The sequence below is a fragment of the Paenibacillus sp. FSL E2-0190 genome (assembly GCF_037992965.1).
Taxonomy (GTDB): domain Bacteria; phylum Bacillota; class Bacilli; order Paenibacillales; family Paenibacillaceae; genus Paenibacillus_AQ; species Paenibacillus_AQ odorifer.
Genome location: NZ_CP150306.1, coordinates 2,015,491 through 2,037,880, shown reverse-complemented (window position 1 = coordinate 2,037,880; position 22,390 = coordinate 2,015,491). Strand labels below are relative to the sequence as shown.

Below are 22,390 nucleotides of genomic sequence, written 5' to 3'. Positions count from 1 at the left end.
ACAGGGTATCTCGCAAGCGATAATCGCTTCGGGATACCCTGTTTTCTTTTGGAGCATACTAAAATGCTAACCGCTGCTCAAACTAAGGGGTGCCAGAATTCAGCACACCTTAGTTTAGCCTACTTGCTCAGCAGCATATAAATAACCTGTGCGCTTTCTGCGCGGGTCATCCATGCTTTTGGAGCGAATCGTTTGTTCTCTCGGCCTTGCAGGAGTCCTAAGTCTGCTGCAGTCTTCACATAGGCTTCCGCCCACTTGCTAATACTTGAAGCGTCAGTAAATGCCGTAGAGACTGCTACAGGTTCAAGCTTCTTACCAGACTTCACTTCAAGTGCGCGGATCGCCATAACAGCCATTTCCTCACGGGTAATTGATGCATTCGGCGCAAAACTATTATTACTCCGTCCACTAACAATACCCAGCTTAGTAGCTGTGGCTACATATGAGGCATACCATGCATCTGACCTGATGTCAGTAAACAGGACCTGCCCTTCCGCCGCTTTTAAGCCAAGTGCACGTACTAGTAGTGCTGTAAATTCCGCACGGCTAACATTACTTTTTGGATCAAACTCAGAGGTAGTGACCCCTGACACAATTTGTTTGGCGGCAAGTGATTGAATCGCCTTAAATGCCCAATAGGTTGCAGGAACATCTTTGAACGACTTATCGATTTCAAGCACAGCATACTTACTGAAGTGTGTGACTTGTGCCGTGATCACATCTCCATTCAGCTGTCCTCCCACGTACTCTAACCCGCCATTATCACTTAAATAATAGATTCCGATTAAGTCTTTGTTGAATTGCCCTTTAATCTTGAATGAGATCGTAATCGGCTCATCGAACTGCTTAATTACAATCCGAGTACCGTCTTTCATCAGCACGCTAAGTCTGAATTCAAATACATCGGAAAGAGAGCTAATATGAGCACTATCTTTGTTTATACCGTCTACTATGGCTTTCGCAGCAGACTGCGCCAGTGGGTTCAGTTCAAGCAAGATTTGGGCACCTACCCCATCAATACCTGAAGCTAAACTTGGCATTGTACTTAAAAGCTGGCTAGGGATAGTAACTAACAGATCTCCCATTTTAAACACAAGATCATTAGTTCCTAGTATTTGTGCAGCTTGTAAAGGTAAGCGTACCGCTGTCTTACCGGCAACAACATCAATTTGCACCTTGCCGTCTTTACCATTCTTCAAGCTATCCTCATTCACAACCTGAGTATCCGCTGGCGGTGTAGGGCTAGGGTTAACAACAACTCCAGAGGTTGGTGCCGCGGTGGCTTCTGGCGTTGGTGTCACCTCAGGCGACGGTGTTACTTCTGGTGTCGGCGTTGGCGTTGGCGTTGGTGTCGGCGTCGGCGTTGGTGTCGGCGTCGGCGTCGGCGTCGATGTTGGTGTTGGTGTCACCTCAGGCGACGGTGTTACTTCTGGTGTCGGCGTTGGCGTTGGTGTCGGTGTCGGCGTCGGCGTTGGCGTTGGTGTCGGTGTCGGCGTCGGCGTTGGTGTTGGTGTCGGCGTTGGTGTCGGTATAACATCCGATACTTCCGCCAAAATAACCGTGCCTCCATCATCTATGCCTGGCAGATCAATATTTACCTTTTGATCTTCGGAAACCATGTATGTTTTACCGCTGTATTCATCGGTTACCGATGAATTGGCAGCAAACGGTACTGGAATCGTTACAGAATTCTCACTAGTTTTAGTATTGATTACCGTCACTACGTTCTCATCTTCATAAGATTTGTTGAAAGCTAAATAACCTGAATCATCTGAACCTGCGAGCTTCGTGCGCGCACCTTTGGAATACACTTTGGAGTACTTCGCACGGATATTCAACAGCTTTTGATAATGGTCATGTAGTGGCTTCTCTGCCGTCAATTGATCCCAAGGCATATCCTTACGGTTCTCACTGAATTGACCTTCAGACATATTTCCAGCATTGCTTCCGGAATTCCCCAGTTCTTCTCCGTAGTATATTACCGGCTGTCCTTTGGCGGTAATTTGCAGAGCTGCAGCAATCTTCAGCTTGCCTTTATCGCCTCCCACGTAATCAGACAAGAAACCATTCTCATCGTGACTGCTCAGGAATTGAGCCATCATCTTCGTATTGTCGATCTTTAATTCACGTTCCTGCAGATAAGCATCCACACTGTTTACCTTACCATTTGCAAAATCTCTGGCTGCATCTTTAAATCCAAAATCAAGCAGACCATCCATCTGGCTAGTTTCGAGCATTCCACCATTGTTATCAATGGTTCCACCGAAGTATTCGCCGGTCATTTTGAAGTTTGGATCAATCGCTGTCAGTGCATTTTTAAAGGCTTTCCAAGTCGTATCGTCCACGTGCTTGACTGTATCCACACGGAAATAATCAATCGTGTCTCCACGTTCCGTACGTGCGTTGTCTAACCAGCCTGTTTGCCAAGCGATAATTTTTTCACGAACGGCTGGATCTTCCGTCTTGAAATCTGGCAGGAAAGCAAGCTCACCCTTAATTGGATCTGTATCTGCGGATACACCATCCGTGCGCAGCATCCCTTCGAAACGTGCTTTATCCTCAGCTGTAATTGTCGGATAGGTATCCTCAGCTTTCAGACCGTAACCCGTATGATTGAGTACAACGTCAACCATGATCTTGATCCCTTTGTCATGCGCCTTTTCGATTAGCTCCTTGAAGGTTGCCATATCGCCAAGATGCTCGTCGAGCTTGGTAAAATCTTTTGCCCAATACCCATGGTATCCATATTGTTCGCTGCCAAAGTCAACGCCTTTGTTAAAATCAATATTATCTACGATTGGCGTGATCCATAACGTGTTAATTCCTAGCTCTTGCAAATAATCGAGATTGTCGATCATCCCTCGGAAATCTCCACCATGATAAGCTTCCAGATGATCTTTATTTACATTCTCATTATTCGTTGGGTCACCGTCTTTAAACCGGTCTGTAAGCGCGAAATAAATCCGGGCCTCATCCCAATCAAAATCCAGCTTATCCCCTGTATAGGTTCTTGCTTTTACCTCAAGTGTAGCCTTTTCCTTATGTGCATTGCCGTATTGGTCTACGAGCGTAATCGGAATATCCTTGATGCCCGCTGACACCGTGTCTTTCACAGCAACCGTTTGTTTCAAGAGTTCCGTATCCAGCTTAACTTTGCTAGGTCCTCCAAGATTGGTTAAATCCATATATGCTTCAGAGTAAGTTACTTCTTCCGAAGAGGAAGCGTTGATGCTTACAACAGCATTCTGATTGGATGTGACTGCCACTGGACTTACGGATGCCGTAATCGTAACGACAGGTTGATGATAATCAATAACAGATTCATCATTCACCGTATTCTTTGGATCTGTAATTTCGGTAGTGACGCCATCTTTAGTAATCAAGAAAGTATATTTATACATACCTTCTTTTAAATCAGCCAGTGTATAAGTGAACCACTCGTTAGCCGGATCATAGATCATTGGATACGAAGTGCCGTTCACTTTTACTTTAGCAGCTGTTATTGCGTCCATATTTCCATTACGGAACAAAGCGTCGTCGCGGTATCTGAAAGTAATCGTTCCATCTTTTAAAATAGGGCCGCTAATACTTGGTTTGATATCAAGCTCTTTAACCATACTGGTTACATACACTTTAGTGAACGGTTCACCAGGGGTCAACGGTATGACACGATCGTCCGGGTAGTCTTGTTTTCCCGTGTTCCAATCCGTACCTTTGCGCAGGACAAATCCAACGCTTGTTGCATTCTCCGCAACCTCAATCAGAACGCTCGCTGTGCCATTCTTAAAGGTTGTGAAATCAATCTGGTCATTTTTAGCTCCAGTGTTCCAAACCCAGATATTCCAATCCTTATAGTCCTTATCGCTACGGGTATAAGTGAATTGAACATATCGTTTGTCAGTAACTTTAACGGTGACGGTTGTGGAAACACCCTCATAAGAGATAGTAAGGGTTGCCGTTCCTAGCCCAACCGCTTTGACTAGACCTTTATCAGTTACTGTAGCCACTTCAGGTTTATTGGAAAGGTAAGTAGCCTTCTTAGTAACATTACTTCTGCTATTGTCATCATATTTCGCAAAAACAGCGGTTTGATGCGTATTTCCTGCTGCCAGCGTGTAGCTTGCACTATCTGTTTCCAAAGAGGTAAGCGTAACTGGTGCAGCTTCCTTTTGAATAATCACAGCCGTCAAAGGCTCTAATGTAATTGAATTTGCTGTCAAAATAAAACCTGTCTGCTGCGCAGCCGGTATCGCTGTAACACCAGCTTCATCGTTGTCCACAAGCACTTGACCACCCGTCAAATCCTCAGATAAGGTCAGTTTTCTAGTTGTGCTGTCACCATTCATGAAGACATAATAGATGCCAGTACCATCTGTTGCTTTGTTGGAATAACCGATGACAAGATCGTTATCCTTCATTTCTGGAGCAGGGATCAGGTTAATGTTAGAGTCAACCAAATCCTTATCGCCCAATCGGAAGGCATCCGTTGATTTTCTTAGCTCCATCAGACCCGACGTATATTTTCTTGTCGTGTTCTGTACTGGGAATTTAGATTCATCCGTTGCTTTGGTCCAATCAAACATGTTAACTGCATCCGATGAATCGTAAGAATCATGAATGAAATAGCCAAACGATTGGTTGTTATTGTCGAACATCTCTGTGAATTTATCCTCAGGATCCGTTGTGCCCTTCCACTGCTTAGTCCGCCCATATTCCTGACCGGCATGGATGAAGGCTGTACCTTGAGAAGTTAATACGAGCATATTTCCTAATCTGATCCGCTGCTGAATTTCCAGCTCATTCTCAGCAATATCCGGATCCTTCTTGATCGATTGTGCTATGACATCATGAAGTGTCAGATTATCATGAGCTTCGATATATGGGACGATATCACCCGGATCATCTGCTGGTGTATTCGAAGGTTGAGCTTTGATATTGTCCAGGATTGTAGCGATCGGACGTGCTCCACCGGTAATAAATCTAGGCTGACCTTCAGAACCATAACCAGACTTCAATTCATTACGGAATTCATCGGAGAAAACACCGACACTATCCGTTTTGTCCATCCAATCCTGATCTGCACCTTGCCCAGCGAGAGAAGGATCAGCCGCAGCGCCGCCGAATGTTCTCCAGCCTTCACCAATAAAGAGTGCCTTCGGATTCACTGCTGCCGCGGCATCATAAGCATGCTGAACAGCATCAGCTGTCGCATCGCCCATCATATCCCAGCGCATTCCATCAATCTTATACTCTTCAAACCAGTATTTTACCGAATCAACCATAAGCTTCTCAGCCATTTTATGGTTGGTGGCTAAATTGTTGCCGAACCCCCCGATAAAGTTGCCGTTTGCATCTTGGAAGGCATAATAATTAGGTACGATGTCGTTTAAAAATTCTTTTTTAGCCATGTGAGTATACACTACGTCCAGAACGACACCCATTCCAGCTTCATGCACGGCATCAATCAAACCTTTTAATTCTTTAATCCGCTCTTCTGGATCGGCAGGATTCTGTGAATAAGCCCCGTCCGGAGAGAAATAGCTGTGAGGATCATACCCCCAGTTGTATTCATTGTTTTTTGCGGAATACTCTGGCTCTCTAGTCCCCATCTTCGTCTCATCCCCGTAATACCAAGCCATCACAGGAAGCAACTGAACATGCGTTACACCAAGAGATTTAATATAATCAAGTTTCTTTTCAAAAGCGCTATAAGAACCCCATCTTTCCCCACTCAGACTATCCTCGATCGATACATCTGACGTAAAATCTCTCACGTGGACTTCGTAGATGATGGCGTCCTCACGTTTTTCGTAGCCTTTTATATCAGCATACCCAAAGGTATCAGGGTTCGTCTGGCTTAAATCAACGATAGCCGCTTTGCCCACTGTATCCCCGCCGGCACCAGCAGCACCTGTGGTATCCACAGTGAATACCGCCATTGATTTAGCATAAGGATCAAGGACCTTATGGGTTACACCGTCATTCGTTACTTCGTATTGATAAAAGAAGCCCCTTACATCTGTTGCCGCTGTGCCTGTCAAATCAGCTGGCTTCAGCTGGACTGACCAAACCCCTTGCTCGCCGAGTGTTAAAGCAACACTACCCACTTGCACGTTAGAGTCATTCTTATCGTAAAGATTTACAACGACTCCGCTTGCTTTAGGTGCCCATAATTTCAATGTGGCTGTTTTGTCAGCATTATACGTAGCTCCAAGATCGTCTCCTGTATAATTGTACATTTCATCAAGCATTCTCCAGCCACTTGCGGCGGAGACTGTTTTACCTGAATAAGTAACGCTAAGCGGAACTTTTTCCAAATCAAAAGCTTCTGTATCCACTTCGATTGAAGTTTTGCTTGTAAGGGTTACCGCAGTAATCGGGACTGCAGCACCCTCTTTATCCTTAACTGTAATTGCTGTCTTTAAGGCAGCTGGATCCAAACCGTCAGTCAGTGTGAAGCCGAGAAGGATTTTGCTCGTCGACAACACCTCTGCGGATACTAAGCCAATTGGTGTCTCTCCAAACGGAGAAACATAAACATTGTTGTCTCCTTCTTTAACCCATAGCTGATTGTATCGATCCAGCAGGCTAAAGGTTTTATTGTCACCGTCCTTATCACCGTTCGAAGGTTTCATCACAATAAAGCCGATTTTCTTCGCGTTCTCAATAAGTGGAACATCAACATATGCACCATAACGATCTGTTTGATCTGCCACAAAAGGAGTGGCACCAGACGGCCAATTTTCGGATGGGGCTACGACGTCATCCCACAGCCAAAGTCCGTATTGATCATGATTTGTATCAGCTCTGGTATAGTGAATTCGCACTGTATTAGGAGCAAGTGCAACTGGTTCATACGGTGTTACATCATTTGACCCTTGCTTGATCCAAATTTCATTCGTCTCAGGCGTGTTAATGGCAAAGAGTTTATCGCCTTCATCCTTAGCCTGAGTGACTCGGTTTACCACAAGGAACGAAATTTTCTTGGCCCCATCCTTCACTGGCACGTCAACATAAGCACCATATGAATCGATTTGCCCTTCAGGAAATGGAGTTGCCCCTGTTGGCCAATTTGCGGAAGGGGATTGAACATCATCCCATGTCCATAATCCCTGATTTTCATAGTCACCAGCTGTCCGATTGTAGTGAATACGGATGTGTCCAGCCGGAACAGGGGTAACCTCAACAGGTTCAGAAGGAATTTTATATTCAGCTGTCACACTGCCATCCAGTGGATTAAATTTAAAGGTAACCGGCAGATCGGAAGGAAGACTCAGATTATTAGCAGTTTCGGGATACAATTGATCCCCGGCTTCACCGTCTCCTGGAACAGAAACTTGGTAGGTGTAATCTCCCTTAGGAAGGGTAGCCACCGTACTGTAAACATCATCAAAATCAGGATCAGATAATGTAGTAAGTGCTTCTGCCGGCAGGTTTCCTGTCAATCTTGGTAGTTTAGCGGAAGCAATCGGTGTGTAATACGTGGAATCAGCTATTTTATGAGTCAAGTCATTATAATAAAAGGTTACGGCAGTCTCTGTTTCCAGCTTGATATGGATATTCTCCCCATCATTGGTCCCCTGAGGATTGGTGTAACTTGTGAATCCATAATTCTCATCCCATAAATCATTTAGAGTAACCTTGTAGTTATATTCTCCTGCTGGCAGAGTGCCTGTAAAAGAATATAGGCCATTATCTGAATAGGTCATTTGGGTAACTACTGATGTCTCATCCCAATCCTTACCCGGCGCTTCCGCACCTGTCGATGTAAATTTAGACTGCAGATCCCCAACCAATACAACCTTCGTCGTTGCTGCTTTAACATTAACAGGATGTAGTCCAAGACCAGAGAACACGAGAGCAATGATCATAAAGATCGCAAATGCCCTCTTCCCCCATAAAGTTATTTTCATTTTTGCAAAACCTCCCATAATTATGAATTCCCTTTTTGCAAGCGGATACATGATTTCACAAACCCCTCCAATTTATGAGATTATAAATCATGCATATTCCTTCTGAAGGTGAAGAAGGTCTATATGTAGGGCTCGTCAAGCCAAATCAACGCTGTCACCATCCTTTTATCAAAGTAAAAGCTTGATACATCATGTCAAAATTAGTGCAATCGTTTGCAAAAAGCTATGCACAAACACTAGTCCATAAAACCCGATCGTTAGTGCAACTGATTACAGCCTAAAAATACCCAATGAAAACGCTTGCTGTATTTTGATTTACATACTAATGCCGAATTTACGGTATTGTCAACCAGTATTTTCTAAAATAAAATCTCAATTTAAAGCCGCAATAAAAACGAAACTTGTTCTTCCCTTCCTTTCAGCTAAGTTCTTGCATCCTTTAAGCCATACGTTTGCATTCAGCGAATGCTCTTTTCGCAAAATTCAGACCGCATTTATACATATTAAGATCAAAATTCCCGAATCATTCATACTTTTTTGGTGAAAAGCAACAATATTACATTGAAATTTCTTGTGTTCCTTCCAAAAGTAGCAATTTCCTCCTTTTGAATGACTTTATCTATTTACAATTTAGAACTCTTAGATTAATATTACTGTGTAAAGCAAACGGTTCCATAAGGAGGTTTCAATGACAGTTACCATTAAGGATGTGGCCAAGAAAGCGGGAGTATCTCCCTCCACGGTATCCCGGGTATTGTCCAACCATCCCAGAATCAGCCTGGAAACTTCCCGCAAAGTTAAAGCTATTATGGAGGATATGGGCTATACCCCTAACATGATGGCTAAGAGCTTGGTGTCGAAAACTACTAACAGCATCTGCTTCAGTCTTCCTAAACCTGCTGAAGAGCTGTTCTCTAATCTATTTTTTATGGAATTAATTCGCGGGATCGTTACACAAGCCAGCCGTTCCGGTTATGATGTGCTGATAAGTTCCGGAGCGAACGAGAAAGAAGAACTGGAAGCCGTTTCACGACTTCTGAAGGGTCGCCGTGTTGACGGCGTTATTCTGCTTTACTCTCGTACGGATGATGCCGTTATTGATTTTCTAGAGAGCAACGATTATCCATTCGTGCTTGTTGGCCGAAGTGATAAATATGAGAATATTTTATCAGTCGATAATGATAATGTGATGGCAGCGTACGATGCTACGAACCACCTCATTTCCATGGGGCATAAACGTATTGGCTTCGTAAGTGGACCACCTAATCTAATCGTTTCTCGTGACCGTCTCGCCGGATATCGTAAAGCATTGCAGAATAGCGGTTTAGAAATGCGGGATGAATGGATTGTAGAGGGTGAATTTCTACAGGATAGCGGCTACAGAGCGATGTCCTTTTTCATGAATTTGCCGAATCGACCCACTGCGCTGGTAGCGGTGGATGACATGGTATCGTTCGGAATTTTGCGTGGGTTGAACGAACTGAAATACAAGGTTCCAGACGATCTCGCCATTGTAAGCTTTAACAATATTCCATTATCTGAATTATCTAGTCCTCCGATCAGCAGTATTGATATAGGAATTTATCATCTTGGCTACACCGCATCACAAGTACTTATCCAAAATATCAAGAGTCCGGATAACGGTTCAGGTCATACTAACCGATTTGTTATTCCCCATCGTCTGATCGTGAGAGAGTCATCCATGCACTCTCTCGCAAAGCATGAAACCGAATGAATAAGTGAAGCGTTTATTCGCTTCATTTATTTTTTGAAAATCTGTACAAACGTTTGCGCTAAATCATACAATACTTAATGATCCAGTTCTTTATGGGTGATTTCTAGGATCTTAGGTTAGGATAAACTTACACATCTTAATCAAAGTTTAAACGGTTTAATAAGATTCTAATACGGCATCCGCTGGATCACGACGCTGTCAAAACTTTTAGGAGGTACTACAATGCCGGAAATTAAAGCCTGCTTGTTCGACTTGGACGGAGTAATCGTCGATACAGCAAAATACCATTATATCGCTTGGAAAGAGCTTGCAGATGGTCTGGGATTTCTTTTCACAGAACAAGATAACGAACGCCTTAAGGGAGTCAGCAGAACGGCTTCACTAAATATTTTGCTGGAAATCGGCGGACTAACGATTGATGAAGAAGAGAAAGCTAAGCTTGCGGAACAGAAAAATAATCGGTATGTCGAATATATTGCGAAAATGGACAGTTCTGAGATTCTCCCAGGTGCGCTTGATTTCCTAAAAGAGTGCCGCGCGAATGGCATCAAAGTCGCTCTCGGTTCTGCCAGTAAAAATGCAATGACGATCTTGAATAATACCGGATTAACCCCTTACTTTGATGCAATCATCGATGGAACTCACACTAGTGCTGCTAAACCAGATCCGGAAGTGTTCCTGTTAGGAGCCAAAGCACTGGATGCCGCACCTGAACATTGTGTAGTCTTCGAAGATGCAGAAGCGGGAATTGAGGCCGCTACCCGGGCCGGTATGTTCAGTGTTGGCATTGGTTCGCCGGAAACCCTCAGTGCAGCGAATATTGTGGTTCCATCGCTCGCTCATATGAGTGTGTCCGTGCTCAAAGAATCTTTTGCATAAATATAGTGAACATAATGAACTCAAATAGTACTGATTTGAGTTGTTATGGACATTCCTACCAGAGATTAAATGAACTAATAATTAATCGTTAACTTTCTGGTGATGAAGTGACGGAGAGGAATTTTGGAACTGTAGAAGCTTAGCGTTCGCCTTTATAATCAGATTTCATCCGCAAAATGTGGTTTAAATATAGAAATCTGATTATAACAGCGATCGAAAGTCCAAAGATTCATCGCAGTCACTTTTATATCACTGGAAGTTTAACAAAAGATTTGTTCATTTTATATATCCCCCTAACATATTTAAAGGAGCGGTTATCGTGAAACAATATTTAACAATTGATGAATGGTCCATTATTGAGGAATCCTTTGATCCACAGACGCAAGAAATTTCTGAAAGCGTATTTAGTCTTGGTAACGGATTTATGGGTGGCCGGGCCAATTTCGAAGAGCAATATAGCGGCAACAGCCTGCAAGGCAGCTACATGGCTGGCGTCTACTACCCTGACAAAACACGTGTCGGCTGGTGGAAAAACGGCTATCCTGAATATTTTGCCAAAGTACTTAACAGCACGAACTGGATCGGTATTAACATTGATATCGAGGGTACCCCCCTTGACCTGGCAAAGTGCACCGTTTCCGAATTCCGCCGTGTACTTAATATGAAAGAAGGAACGCTCTCCCGTAGCTTCACTGCCACTCTCGAAGATGGTAAGGAAGTTAAAGTAGAAAGTATCCGGTTCGTAAGCATGACTCGTCAAGAAATCGGCGCGATTCGCTATTCCATCATTCCTGTCAATTTCTCAGGCAAGATTACGATTACTCCTTATCTTGATGGTGATGTGAAGAACAAGGATTCCAACTATGACGAGAAATTCTGGAATGAAGTTGAGAAACAAGCGGGACCTGATCATGGACATCTCACTCTAAAGACTAAGAAACTCGACTTCCATGTCACCTCTGCTATGGCTTTTGATATCCTTGTCAATGGTGAGAAGGTAACTGCCGAAGCCGAAGTCATCGAACAAGAGAAATATGTAGCCAGCAAACTGGACGTAACCGCACAAGCGGGCAATCAAATCGTCATTTATAAATATGTAGCCAATGTTACTTCTCGGAATCACGGTCTGGGACAATTGGTCGACGCCGCCCAAACTGCTCTGCAAGCTGCTAAGGAAGCCGGGTTTGTAACTCTTTTGACCGAACAAATTGAAGCTTGGAGAGAAAAATGGAAAGAAAGCGACATCATCATTGAAGGTGACGTTTCGGCTCAGCAAGCGATTCGCTTTAATATTTTCCAACTCAATCAAACCTATAATGGTGAAGATGACCGCCTGAACATTGGCCCTAAAGGCTTTACCGGTGAAAAATACGGCGGCAGCACTTACTGGGATACAGAGGCGTATTGCGTTCCCTTCTATCTCAGTACGGCGGACTCCTCCATTGCCCGCAATTTGTTGATCTACCGTTACAAGCACTTAGAGAAAGCTAAAGAAAATGCCCGTAAGCTTGGATTCAAAAAAGGTGCGCTATACCCAATGGTTACTATGAACGGTGAAGAATGCCACAACGAGTGGGAAATTACATTTGAAGAAATTCACCGGAATGGTGCCATTGCCTACGCCATTTACAACTATGTGAACTACACCGGAGACAAAGCTTATCTGGGACAATATGGCCTTGAAGTTCTCGTGGAAATCTCCCGCTTCTGGGAAGAACGTGTTCACTATGCATCACGAAAAGACAAATACGTAATGCTCGGCGTAACGGGCCCGAATGAATATGAGAATAACGTTAATAATAACTGGTATACGAACCGTATGGCTTCGTGGACTATGGAATACACCATGGAAGCACTGGCATACCTGCAAGAAAATGAGCCTACTCGTTATGCTGAGCTAGTTGACAAACTAGGGCTGCAAGAGAGCGAAACTACAAAATGGAAAGACATCATTGCTAAGATGTATTATCCTGCGGATGAAGAGCTGGGTATCTTCTTACAACAAGATGGCTTCCTGGACAAAGAGATCATTCAAGTCAAAGATCTGGAACGTGAGCATCTGCCACTTAACCAAAAATGGTCATGGGACCGTATCCTGCGATCTTGCTTCATTAAACAAGCAGACGTTCTTCAGGGATTATATTTCCTGGGTGACCGTTACGATCTCGATACCAAAAAACGTAACTTCGACTTTTATGAACCGATCACTGTTCATGAGTCCTCCCTTTCCCCTTGTATCCACTCCATTCTAGCCAGTGAGCTGGGATATAAGGATAAGGCCTATGAAATGTACTTGCGTACTTCAAGACTGGATCTTGATAACTATAACAATGATACAGAAGACGGCTTGCACAGCACTAGCATGGCTGGTACTTGGATGTCAATCGTACATGGTTTCGGCGGACTCCGCGTGCATGACGGCAGACTGACACTGAGCCCATCTAACCCAGGTCACTGGACCGCTTACTCTTTTAAAATCATGTTCCGCGGCTCCCGTCTGAAAGTAAGCGTTACGGATGCACAAGTTACTGTTACGAATGAAACTGATATCCCTGCTTCTATTACTATCTACGACAAAGAATATACCGTAAACGGACTAAGCAGCATCACTGCTGATAGCAATTCCGTCACAGTATAAAACTTACACCCAAGAGATCCTTGAAGCTTAATGCTTTTGGGGTCTCTTTATTTTTTAGGAAGATAACTTATATAAGGAGTGATTTTGAATGAACAGAACCTTTTGGAAAGAAGCCGTTGTCTACCAAATCTATCCCCGCAGCTTTCAAGATAGCAATGGTGACGGGATTGGAGATCTGCAAGGAATCATTTCACGTCTGGATTATTTGCAAAAGCTAGGTGTCGACGTAGTTTGGCTGTCACCTGTATATAAATCACCAAATGACGATAACGGTTATGACATCAGCGATTATCAAGATATTATGGATGAGTTCGGCACATTGCAGGATTGGGAAGAATTACTGACTGGATTGCACGCCCGTGGCATAAAACTGATGATGGACCTTGTAATCAATCATTCCTCAGATGAGCATCCTTGGTTCGTAGAATCCCGTTCTTCAAAAGATAATCCATATCGCGATTACTACATTTGGCGTCCGGGTGGACCAGATGGTGAGCGCCCCAACAATTGGAGTTCTGTATTCAGCGGCCCGGCTTGGGAACTGGATGAAACCACTGGTGAATACTATCTGCATCTGTTTTCGCGCAAGCAACCGGATCTCAACTGGGAGAATCCGCAGCTGCGTGAGGAGTTATACAAGATGATCACCTTCTGGCTCGACAAGGGTGTGGATGGTCTACGAATGGATGTAATCAATATGATTTCCAAGGTGGAAGGTCTCCCTTCCTCTCATAGAGACGGCCTTGCTCCCGGGGAACTTGCTTGGGGTGGCGAATATTATATGAATGGACCACGTGTTCATGATTTTTTACATGAAATGAATGACAAAGTGTTATCCAACTATAACATTATGACTGTCGGCGAGACTCCTGGCGCTACAGTTGAAGATGCCATCCTTTACACGGACGAGGAACGCAAAGAGCTGCAAATGGTATTCCAGTTCGAGCATATGGATGTGGACTCGGGTCCTGACGGCAAATGGGACGTAGCCCCGTGGACGTTGTCGAAGCTGCGCGATATTCTTCATAAATGGCAAGTGGGTCTGGCGGATAAGGGTTGGAATAGTCTTTATCTTAACAATCATGACCAGCCACGTATGGTCTCAAGATTCGGGGATGACGGTAAGTATCGTGTGATCTCTGCCAAAATGCTCGCTACCTTACTGCACACGCTGAAAGGGACACCCTATATTTATCAAGGCGAAGAAATCGGGATGACTAATGTAAAGTTCACAGCCATTGAACATTATAAAGACATTGAAATCCTCAATATGTATCGCGAAAAGGTTACCGAAGGCGGCGCTGATCCTAACAGCGTGCTAAACGCTATTCATATCAAAGGCCGTGATAATGCGCGCACTCCGATGCAATGGGATGATTCTGCGAATGCCGGCTTTACTGAAGGGGAGCCGTGGCTCAAAGTTAATCCGAACTACAAGGAAATTAACGTGGAGCAGGCCCTGGCGGATTCGGATTCCATCTTCTATTATTACCAAAGGCTGCTTGCTTTGCGCAAAAAAAATCCGATCATGGCTTATGGCGAATACAAGCTACTTTTGCCAGAGCATGAGGATATTTATGCCTATACGCGTACTCTGGATGACGAGAAGTGGCTGGTGCTGCTCAATTTCAATGAGGTTCCACAGACTGTTGATCTTTCCGCAGAGCTAAGTAAGGTTACGGAACTTATTATTGGAAATTACCCTGATAATGCACCCACACGGGAATTATTACGACCTTATGAAGCAAGAGTGTATCGATTGAAAGACTAACTTTGTCTATCTTCCTGAGTTATACTATTTAGGATGATTTTTTATGAGATTATCCTTCTGCCTGCTACCTGTCATTAGAGAGCACGGAATAACAGGATTTTGCAAATGCAGCCTGATAGTATGAACTTAAAGGGAGATGACGGACTTGGAATGGCTTATCCGCATGAAAGAAGCTTTAGATTATATGGAGAGCAAGATGGAGGAATCTGTGACCATTGAAGAAATCGCCAAGGTTGCTTACTCCTCCCCCTTTCATTTCCAGCGCATGTTCAATATGCTTACCGGAATATCTATTAAAGACTATATCCGTAAGCGCAGATTAACTCTGGCTGCACAGGAGCTTGCTATTTCTAAAGTTAAAGTGCTGGATGTTGCACTGAAATACGGATATGACTCGCCCGAGTCGTTTGCCAAAGCATTCCGCAAGGCACATGGAATTACTCCTTCTGCTGCGCGGGAGTCAGGGGTACAGCTCAAGGCTTTCCCTAGACTCTCCTTCCATCTATCACTGAAGGGAGATAAAGAAATGGACTACAGAATTGAGAAAAGAGACGCCTTTAATGTTATCGGACTAGTAGAGGAAATGACAACGAAGGATGGGGAGAATCTGCGCCGCATCCCTCAGTTGTGGATAGAAGCTAATGAAAATGGTACGTCGGATAAGCTGATTGAGCTCGGTGAAGATAAGGATTTATTAGGCATCTGCTCTGACATGAACCATGATAAAGAAACCTTCTCCTATTGGATCGCTGTCGAAGCTACTCCAGAGACTGATGCACAGGGCTTTGCTTCTACAACAATTCCAGCTGCAAGTTGGGCTGTGTTCACCTCAGTAGGGCCGATGCCTGATGCGATCCAGCAGGTATGGGCACGCATTTTCCAGGAGTGGTTCCCTTCCACAGGCTACGAGCACACAGGCGGACCTGAGTTTGAGCTATATCTTCCAGGGAGACCAGACGCAGAGGACTATCGTTGTGAGATATGGATCCCTGTTACGAAAAAAGAATAGAACTAAAAAGACTATCGAAATCCCGATAGTCTTTTTTCTTGTGATTGCCTACTATTTCATTTTGAGAATTGGCATAGTCTTGGTATAATAAATAGATTATGTAGTTCTATAATGATTATTGTCATCCGAATTATCGGTGAAGGAGAATTTCATGTCTACTGTAAAAATATTTTCAGACAGCACTTCCGATTTACCTCAAAACTGGAAGGATACTTATGACATCGGCATCGTTCCTCTTTATGTTGTATTTGAAGAAGGTACCTACAAAGATGGTGAAGATATTACACCCGAGGAAGTGTATCGCCGTGTAGCCGCTAGTGGAGTATTGCCGAAAACGGCAGCACCTTCGCCAGCAGATTTCATTGCTGCATTTCAACCCGTGATTAGCAGCGGACAAGATATTGTATATATCAGTCTCTCCTCCTCACTATCCTCTACATATCAGAATGCACTTTTGGCTGCCGGGGAATTTCCTGAGGGACGCGTACAGGTTATAGATTCGCAAACCTTGTGCGGAGGCATTGCCCTCCTTGTTATGAAGGCTGTCAGAGCTGCTGAAAAGGGCCACTCTGCCGTAGAGATTGCAGTCATGCTGGAGCACAGCCGCAGCCTTGTGGAAACTGAATTCGTTGTGGATACGCTAGATTACTTATATATGGGTGGACGCTGTTCAGGCATGCAGAACTTCATCGGTAGTCTGCTCAAAATCCGTCCTGTTCTTAGACTGGTAGATGGAAGCATCATACCTACCAGCAAAATCCGTGGCAAAAAAGAAAAAGCTGTGGAACAAATGCTCCAGAACGCTTTGGTTCATGTCGATCGAATGGATAATGAGTTGCTCATCGTGGTCCATACCTTGGCGGAAGAAGATGCACTCTATCTGGAGGCAGCACTACGAGAGAAAACTCAAGTTAATGAAATAGCAATCCTCCATGCGGGTTGTGTAATTGGCAGCCATTGTGGACCGCATACTGTAGGTCTCATGTATATGCTTCAGGACTAATAACACACAAATCTCCGGCCATTGCTTCTTAAGCAAATGGACCGGAGATTTGTGTGTAACCCCCCTAGTTTGAAGGTACTTCCAGCTCTATATCTTCTGCTCTGCAAGGCAACATAAAACGAAACGTAGAACCTTGATTCTCTTCACTTTCTACAAAGATCGTCCCACCCATCAGCTCCACAAGCTGCTTGCAAATCGCCAGTCCCAAGCCTGTGCCTCCATATTTACGGTTTATGGACGGATGCAGCTGTGAGAAAGATTGAAACAATAGATTGAGTTTGTTACCGGCAATTCCTACACCTGTATCCCGCACTGAAAACTCCAACAAAAATTCTTGTTCATCAGATAGTGGAATGTTCTTCACCGATAGGGTCACGCTCCCACGTTCCGTGAATTTCAGCGCATTGCCTACCAGATTCACGACAATCTGCCGCAAGCGGATCGGATCAGCAATGATGATGGTTGGAACGCTAGTATCCATCCACCACCGTAATGCCAGTTTCTTCTCTTCCGCTTTCGGTGCAAATAAATCAATGACGTCTGAGATCATCTCGCGGAGATCAAACTTCTCGGATTGCAGTGACATTTTACCTGCTTCCATTTTGCTGAAATCAAGAATGTCATTCAAGATCTGCAATAACGTATAACTACTGCTGCGTAAAATCTCGGCATAACCTCGCTGCTCTTCTCCAAGTTCAGTATCCAACAATAGATCAGCCATTCCGATCATCCCGTTCATCGGCGTCCGAATTTCATGGCTCATCATCATTAAGAAATCAGATTTGGCTTGCGCTGCCTGCTCTGCTGATTCTTTGGCACGAATGATTTCTCGTTCATTCGTAATATCACTGAAGGCAATAACCGCACCTGCGATCCCCCCTTCATCAATAAGAGGTGCTACCCGATAATTAACAAAAAAACTGGTGCCATCCTTACGCCAGAAGATCTCATCATCTTTCTTGCGGATGATTCCATCCTCTATCGTAAGACTAATCTGGCAATCAGGTGTCGAATAACGCGAACCATCACCTTGGATATGATGGATATAATCCATAAGCTTCAAACCCATCAATTCTGTTGGTTGGTAGCCTAACATATCCGCTGCCTCACGGTTAATAAATAGAGCGCGCCCCGTTGTATCCAGCACAAAGATTCCCGCGGAGACGGAATTCAGAATGAGACTCGATTGTTGATCCTTCACAGCTACTATTGAGGTATCTTTGGAGCTGATCTCCACTTCGCCCGTGATAGGTAATTCAGTATCTAAGGTGTCCTCTAATTCATCTAGCCAGTCTTGTAACAATTTTGCATGTAAAAGAGCGCTTCCGTTAGCCACTTGAGTAATCGCGAATACCCCGGCGATCCCTTCTTCCGTTCTGATCGGTAAAAGTTTAACGCCTACGCAATCCGAGCCTTTTTTGGGATTCTCTAAATCTTGTAGCTCAAAGCTTGAGGAGTTCCCCTGCAGAGCAGCCTCAAAACTAGCAATATTGCCAAGTTTTTTTCTCTTTGCTGATATCGGACTTGTATTTTGCAACTTCGCTTCTGCGCTCAAGCCTAGATGAAAATTTCGGTTGGTTCCTACGCAGCGACCTTGTCTATCCAGAACGAATATCAAATCAGGATGATGGTCATATAACGATTTATAAGCGCTCTCTTCCGAAAGCAACCGTCTCAGAATGGACGTCCAGTCTTTATCCACAGTTCACATCCCCTCAGGCTCTCTCATCCATTATCATTACCCCTAAACGAGCAATGTTCATCTAAAATTTAAAATATATTTCATATCTATTATATCAAAATTACGGAAATCAGTCGTAGATAAACGTCAAATCCCCCCTTTCTAACCCCAATCACGATGCTTTTTCATCGTTACAAAAGGGTTATAAAAGGGGGTGAGTTCCGAATCTATTAGGCTATATCTTTATGTTCAATGTTGCGAATAGCCATATAGGCAATACCTGCTCCTAGCAAACCAAGTGAGATCGACACCGCCGCTAAATTACCTAAGCGAGCTTGATCAAATCCCCCAGAAATTAGGGAGGTAACTAACACAGCTGAGACGATGGTGGCAGGGACCGATTTTTTCTTCATTCCAAAGTACAATGGGATTAGAGCAATACCCGCTGCGTAAAAAGCGTTTGCGCCTAACTTAATCAGCTCTGAAGTGATTACATGAAGGGTCAGTTCACCCGGAATAAGCCCTGCAAAGGAATTGAATCCTACTAGGATAGCGCCGACTACAATATCTGCCACGATAATGGCCACAAATGTGAAGGCGAACACTATCAATATTTTCGCAGTCATCAGCTTTTTACGTGAGATAGGATACATGAAGAGAAGAGTAATGGTGTTGTTCTTATACTCATCAATCACCAGCTTGCTAATAATAACCGAAGCGAAAATAATATAAGCAGCCTTTACAAAAACGAACACGCCCTCAAACAACTCTGCATAAGAAGCAAACGACGGTTCACTCTCATTTTGATCAACGAATAAAACCATAATCATAAAAGCAAGAATCGCAAGATTGACGATTGCTGCACCTGTAAGAAGCGTTTTTAGCTTATTCTTCCGAATCTCCAAAGATATTAATTTAAGCAATGCCTTCACCCCCAATCAATTGCAGAAAATGATCTTCCAGCGTATGTTGTTTTTTGCTGATACTCTCAATTTCCACATCTGCTAGCACTAACGCCTTATTCAGATCACGCTGTGAGATTCCACCGTCATATATTCTGACAGTAATATGGTCCAGCACTTTGAAATTATTAAGCCCAAGCTTATGCTCCAACACATACACTGCTTTATTAATCTCATTCGTAACCACTTCGATATATTCAGTATTTTGGCCACGAATGGAATCCATCGCCACTTCTTCTACCAGAGCACCCTGCCGGATCACACCGATCGTATCAGCAATCTGCTCTATTTCCCCCAGAATATGACTAGATACAAGTAACGTCATTCCATATTCACGGCTAAGCATCCGGAACACTTCACGCATCTCCTTGATTCCCACAGGATCTAGCCCATTAATCGGCTCATCCAAAATGAGCAGTTCAGGTTTCGTCATGAAGGCTCTGGCAATACCCAGACGTTGCTTCATCCCAAGTGAAAATTGCTTCACCGGCTTTTTATCGACACCTGTTAGCTTTACCAGCTCCAGCGCTTCACCAATCGCTTGCGGATCATAATAGCCCATGTACTCTCCGTGCAAAATCAGATTTTCTTTGGCTGTCAATTTATCATAAAACACTGGGTATTCAATGATGCAGCCCATCCGCTTCAGCATTTCGTAAGAATGCTCAGTCATTTTTTCATTAAAAAATTCAATTTCTCCACTCGTAGGTTTAACGAGGTTCGTGACCATTTTCATCACGGTAGTTTTGCCAGCACCATTCGGTCCAAGAAACCCGTAAATTTCACCTTGCTTAATATTCATATTCACATTGCTGACGACTTCTTTACCTTGATAGGTTTTCGTTAAATTTCTTGTCCGAAGTATTGTAGTCAATTCCGCGCTCCCCTTTGTTTTCGTCTCGTCTTCCTTAGTTCTTATTGTACACAGCAGAATTTTCTTTTTTATTACTCGTTTCTTACGAAAATCTTAAGCTGCGCACAATTCTATGCCTTAGAAGCGTAATCTGCGAAAAGTAAGGGTAAACACCGTTCTCACATACGGCTGACTAACCAGTGTAATCGTTCCATTCATTTGCTCCGTTAATCTTTTGGTGATCGTCAGACCTAGACCGCTGCCTTGATAAGCCCGATTTCTTGAGTCTTCCAGCGTATACAGACGCTCAAATACTTTATCTTGGTGTATTTCACTGATGCCTTTTCCCCGGTCCCACACCTCTATGTATACTTTGTTCTCATCACTATAGAGCTTTAATCCTAATACGCCCCCAGCGTCGCCATAAGAAATTGCGTTCGACAACAGATTGGACAATATTCGATCAAGAGCCTCTTCATTTCCCATGAAGTAAACAGCCTCATCCGGAATCTCAATCTCCACCTCACTGCCCTTAGCGCTGAGGATATCATAGAAAGAAAGGATGTTGCGTCTGCATACTTCACCTGCCTCAACTCGTGAAAGCGCAATTTCCCGATCTCCAGATTCCAGCTTGGACAAATCAAAAAACTTGTTCATCAGCTGGATCACTTCATTGGCTTTTTGATGAATCATCTTCATCATCCGTTCCCGTTCCCCGGCCGGCAAATGCTCATCCTGCTGAATGGTCTCAATATAACCAAGCACAACCGTTAGCGGAGTCTTTAGATCATGAGAAATATTAGACAGCATATTACGCATAGATTTCTCCAACCTTACGCGCTCAATGCTTCCTTTATGATTGATATCCAGCAGCCGGTTCAGGTCAATCAGCACGCTCTGCAGCTCCAAATTACCGCTGAACAGCAGCAATCTTTCATGTGAGCCTTCCTCCATAATGCTGCTTAACTTGTCATGCATATATCGCAAATCATTAGAAGCTTTACGCGAATTCTGATATTGCCACACAATGACGGCGAGTAAGAGCACAATGACAACACCCAGCACCGCGATCATTATAGCTGTTCTCCCAGCTTATACCCGATGCCCCATAACGTCTTAATGTATTCGGGATGGGAGGGATCGTCTTCTATTTTTTCACGCAATCTTCTCATATGTACATTAATGACGTTCTCATCCCCGAAATAATCATCCTCCCATACGCTCGCATAAATCTGCGCTTTGGTAAATACTCGGCCCGGATGCGTCACAAACAGCTTAAGAATATGAAATTCCTTCGACGTTAGCTTTACTTCTTCCCCATTCTTCAACGCAGAGAAGTTATCTAAATCTACAGTCAATCGGCCAATGGAGATCATTTGCTTCACCGGAGCTTGATCTTCCACTTGGATACTGGGAGATGCATAACCTGCACGACGGATCGCTGCCTTCACCCTAGCCGCTAGCTCAATCATAGAAAAGGGCTTCGTAATATAATCATCCGCCCCAAAGCCTAACCCAAGCGCTTTATCTACATCACTGTCTTTGGCGGACATGATCAACACTGGAACCAGACTCCCCGCACGAATAGTCTGAAGAATGTCAGTCCCGCTACGCTTCGGCAGCATAAGGTCTAACAGTACAAGATCAAATGGACCACCGGTCCGAAATGTTCTCTCCGCTACTTCACCGTCAAATACAGCTTCAATCTCATAACCTTCTTTTACCAAATAAGACCTGACCATTTCACTGATTGCTTCGTCGTCCTCAATCAGCAGCACACGCTGTGGCATGTCCAAACCTCCCCGTAGTCGAAAACCTCTTCGTTAAATTATACCAATTTCCCGGAGCTCTTACTATTTCGGTTTTTATTTCAGCTTTTATTTCAGTTTCATTAAAGGTAGCCCAGGTATTATGGCCTTAACAACTTACAAAATGAGGTGATGCTT

Annotated in this window: 12 protein-coding genes; 6 read left to right on the top strand and 6 right to left on the bottom strand. The window is 43.9% G+C overall.

The window, feature by feature from the left end; all coding sequences use genetic code 11:
- Window positions 1-119 precede the first annotated feature (119 nt).
- The gene (locus tag NST25_RS08630; RefSeq protein WP_340393794.1) at window positions 120-7,913 is read right to left on the bottom strand and encodes a pullulanase; all 7,794 of its coding nucleotides are present in this window, start codon (window positions 7,911-7,913) and stop codon (window positions 120-122) included.
- A 688-nt stretch (window positions 7,914-8,601) separates the two neighbouring features.
- Here NST25_RS08630 and NST25_RS08625 point away from each other — a divergent pair.
- From NST25_RS08625 to NST25_RS08600, 6 genes are all read left to right on the top strand, one after another.
- The gene (locus tag NST25_RS08625) at window positions 8,602-9,648 is read left to right on the top strand and encodes a LacI family DNA-binding transcriptional regulator (protein WP_076126466.1); all 1,047 of its coding nucleotides are present in this window, start codon (window positions 8,602-8,604) and stop codon (window positions 9,646-9,648) included.
- A gap of 222 nt (window positions 9,649-9,870) precedes the next feature.
- Window positions 9,871-10,527 carry a beta-phosphoglucomutase gene (gene pgmB / locus NST25_RS08620; RefSeq protein WP_076126465.1) on the top strand — a complete coding sequence of 219 codons (657 nt, stop codon included), beginning with the start codon at window positions 9,871-9,873 and terminating at the stop codon, window positions 10,525-10,527.
- 319 nt (window positions 10,528-10,846) lie between these two features.
- Window positions 10,847-13,165 (top strand): glycoside hydrolase family 65 protein, encoded by a 2,319-nt coding sequence (locus NST25_RS08615; RefSeq protein WP_076184663.1) that lies wholly within the window; start codon window positions 10,847-10,849, stop codon window positions 13,163-13,165.
- Between the two features lie 88 nt (window positions 13,166-13,253).
- Entirely contained in the window at window positions 13,254-14,936 is a 1,683-nt protein-coding gene (locus NST25_RS08610) for an alpha-glucosidase (RefSeq protein ID WP_340393792.1), read from the top strand.
- A 145-nt stretch (window positions 14,937-15,081) separates the two neighbouring features.
- Window positions 15,082-15,945, top strand: coding sequence for an AraC family transcriptional regulator (locus tag NST25_RS08605; RefSeq protein ID WP_175617329.1), 864 nt, complete (start codon window positions 15,082-15,084; stop codon window positions 15,943-15,945).
- Between the two features lie 151 nt (window positions 15,946-16,096).
- On the top strand, window positions 16,097-16,948 hold the full coding sequence (locus tag NST25_RS08600; protein ID WP_340393790.1) for a DegV family protein: 852 nt from the start codon (window positions 16,097-16,099) through the stop codon (window positions 16,946-16,948).
- A gap of 64 nt (window positions 16,949-17,012) precedes the next feature.
- On the opposite strand, the gene NST25_RS08595 is transcribed toward NST25_RS08600, so the two are convergent.
- The 5 genes from NST25_RS08595 to NST25_RS08575 form a co-directional block, all read right to left on the bottom strand.
- Window positions 17,013-18,650, bottom strand: coding sequence for an ATP-binding protein (locus NST25_RS08595; protein ID WP_340393788.1), 1,638 nt, complete (start codon window positions 18,648-18,650; stop codon window positions 17,013-17,015).
- Window positions 18,651-18,859: 209 nt separating this feature from the next.
- Complete coding sequence (locus NST25_RS08590; protein ID WP_256717259.1) at window positions 18,860-19,561, bottom strand: ABC transporter permease; 702 nt, start codon at window positions 19,559-19,561, stop codon at window positions 18,860-18,862.
- Complete coding sequence (locus NST25_RS08585; RefSeq protein WP_076126453.1) at window positions 19,545-20,465, bottom strand: ABC transporter ATP-binding protein; 921 nt, start codon at window positions 20,463-20,465, stop codon at window positions 19,545-19,547. Before NST25_RS08585 ends, NST25_RS08590 begins: the two co-directional genes overlap by 17 nt.
- Before the next feature lie 117 nt (window positions 20,466-20,582).
- Window positions 20,583-21,518 carry a sensor histidine kinase gene (locus NST25_RS08580; RefSeq protein ID WP_248547660.1) on the bottom strand — a complete coding sequence of 312 codons (936 nt, stop codon included), beginning with the start codon at window positions 21,516-21,518 and terminating at the stop codon, window positions 20,583-20,585.
- Window positions 21,518-22,234 carry a response regulator transcription factor gene (locus NST25_RS08575; protein ID WP_036684414.1) on the bottom strand — a complete coding sequence of 239 codons (717 nt, stop codon included), beginning with the start codon at window positions 22,232-22,234 and terminating at the stop codon, window positions 21,518-21,520. The genes NST25_RS08580 and NST25_RS08575 overlap by 1 nt, the downstream gene beginning before the upstream one ends.
- Window positions 22,235-22,390: the final 156 nt, after the last annotated feature.

Excerpts from the sequence above, each read along its gene's own strand:
- NST25_RS08630 (WP_340393794.1), bottom strand. The coding sequence starts at position 7,913 with ATGAAAATAACTTTATGGGGGAAGAGGGCATTTGCGATCTTTATGATC.
- NST25_RS08625 (WP_076126466.1), top strand. The coding sequence starts at position 8,602 with ATGACAGTTACCATTAAGGATGTGGCCAAGAAAGCGGGAGTATCTCCC.
- pgmB (WP_076126465.1), top strand. The coding sequence starts at position 9,871 with ATGCCGGAAATTAAAGCCTGCTTGTTCGACTTGGACGGAGTAATCGTC.
- NST25_RS08610 (WP_340393792.1), top strand. The coding sequence starts at position 13,254 with ATGAACAGAACCTTTTGGAAAGAAGCCGTTGTCTACCAAATCTATCCC.
- NST25_RS08600 (WP_340393790.1), top strand. The coding sequence starts at position 16,097 with ATGTCTACTGTAAAAATATTTTCAGACAGCACTTCCGATTTACCTCAA.
- NST25_RS08580 (WP_248547660.1), bottom strand. The coding sequence starts at position 21,518 with ATGATCGCGGTGCTGGGTGTTGTCATTGTGCTCTTACTCGCCGTCATT.
- NST25_RS08575 (WP_036684414.1), bottom strand. The coding sequence starts at position 22,234 with ATGCCACAGCGTGTGCTGCTGATTGAGGACGACGAAGCAATCAGTGAA.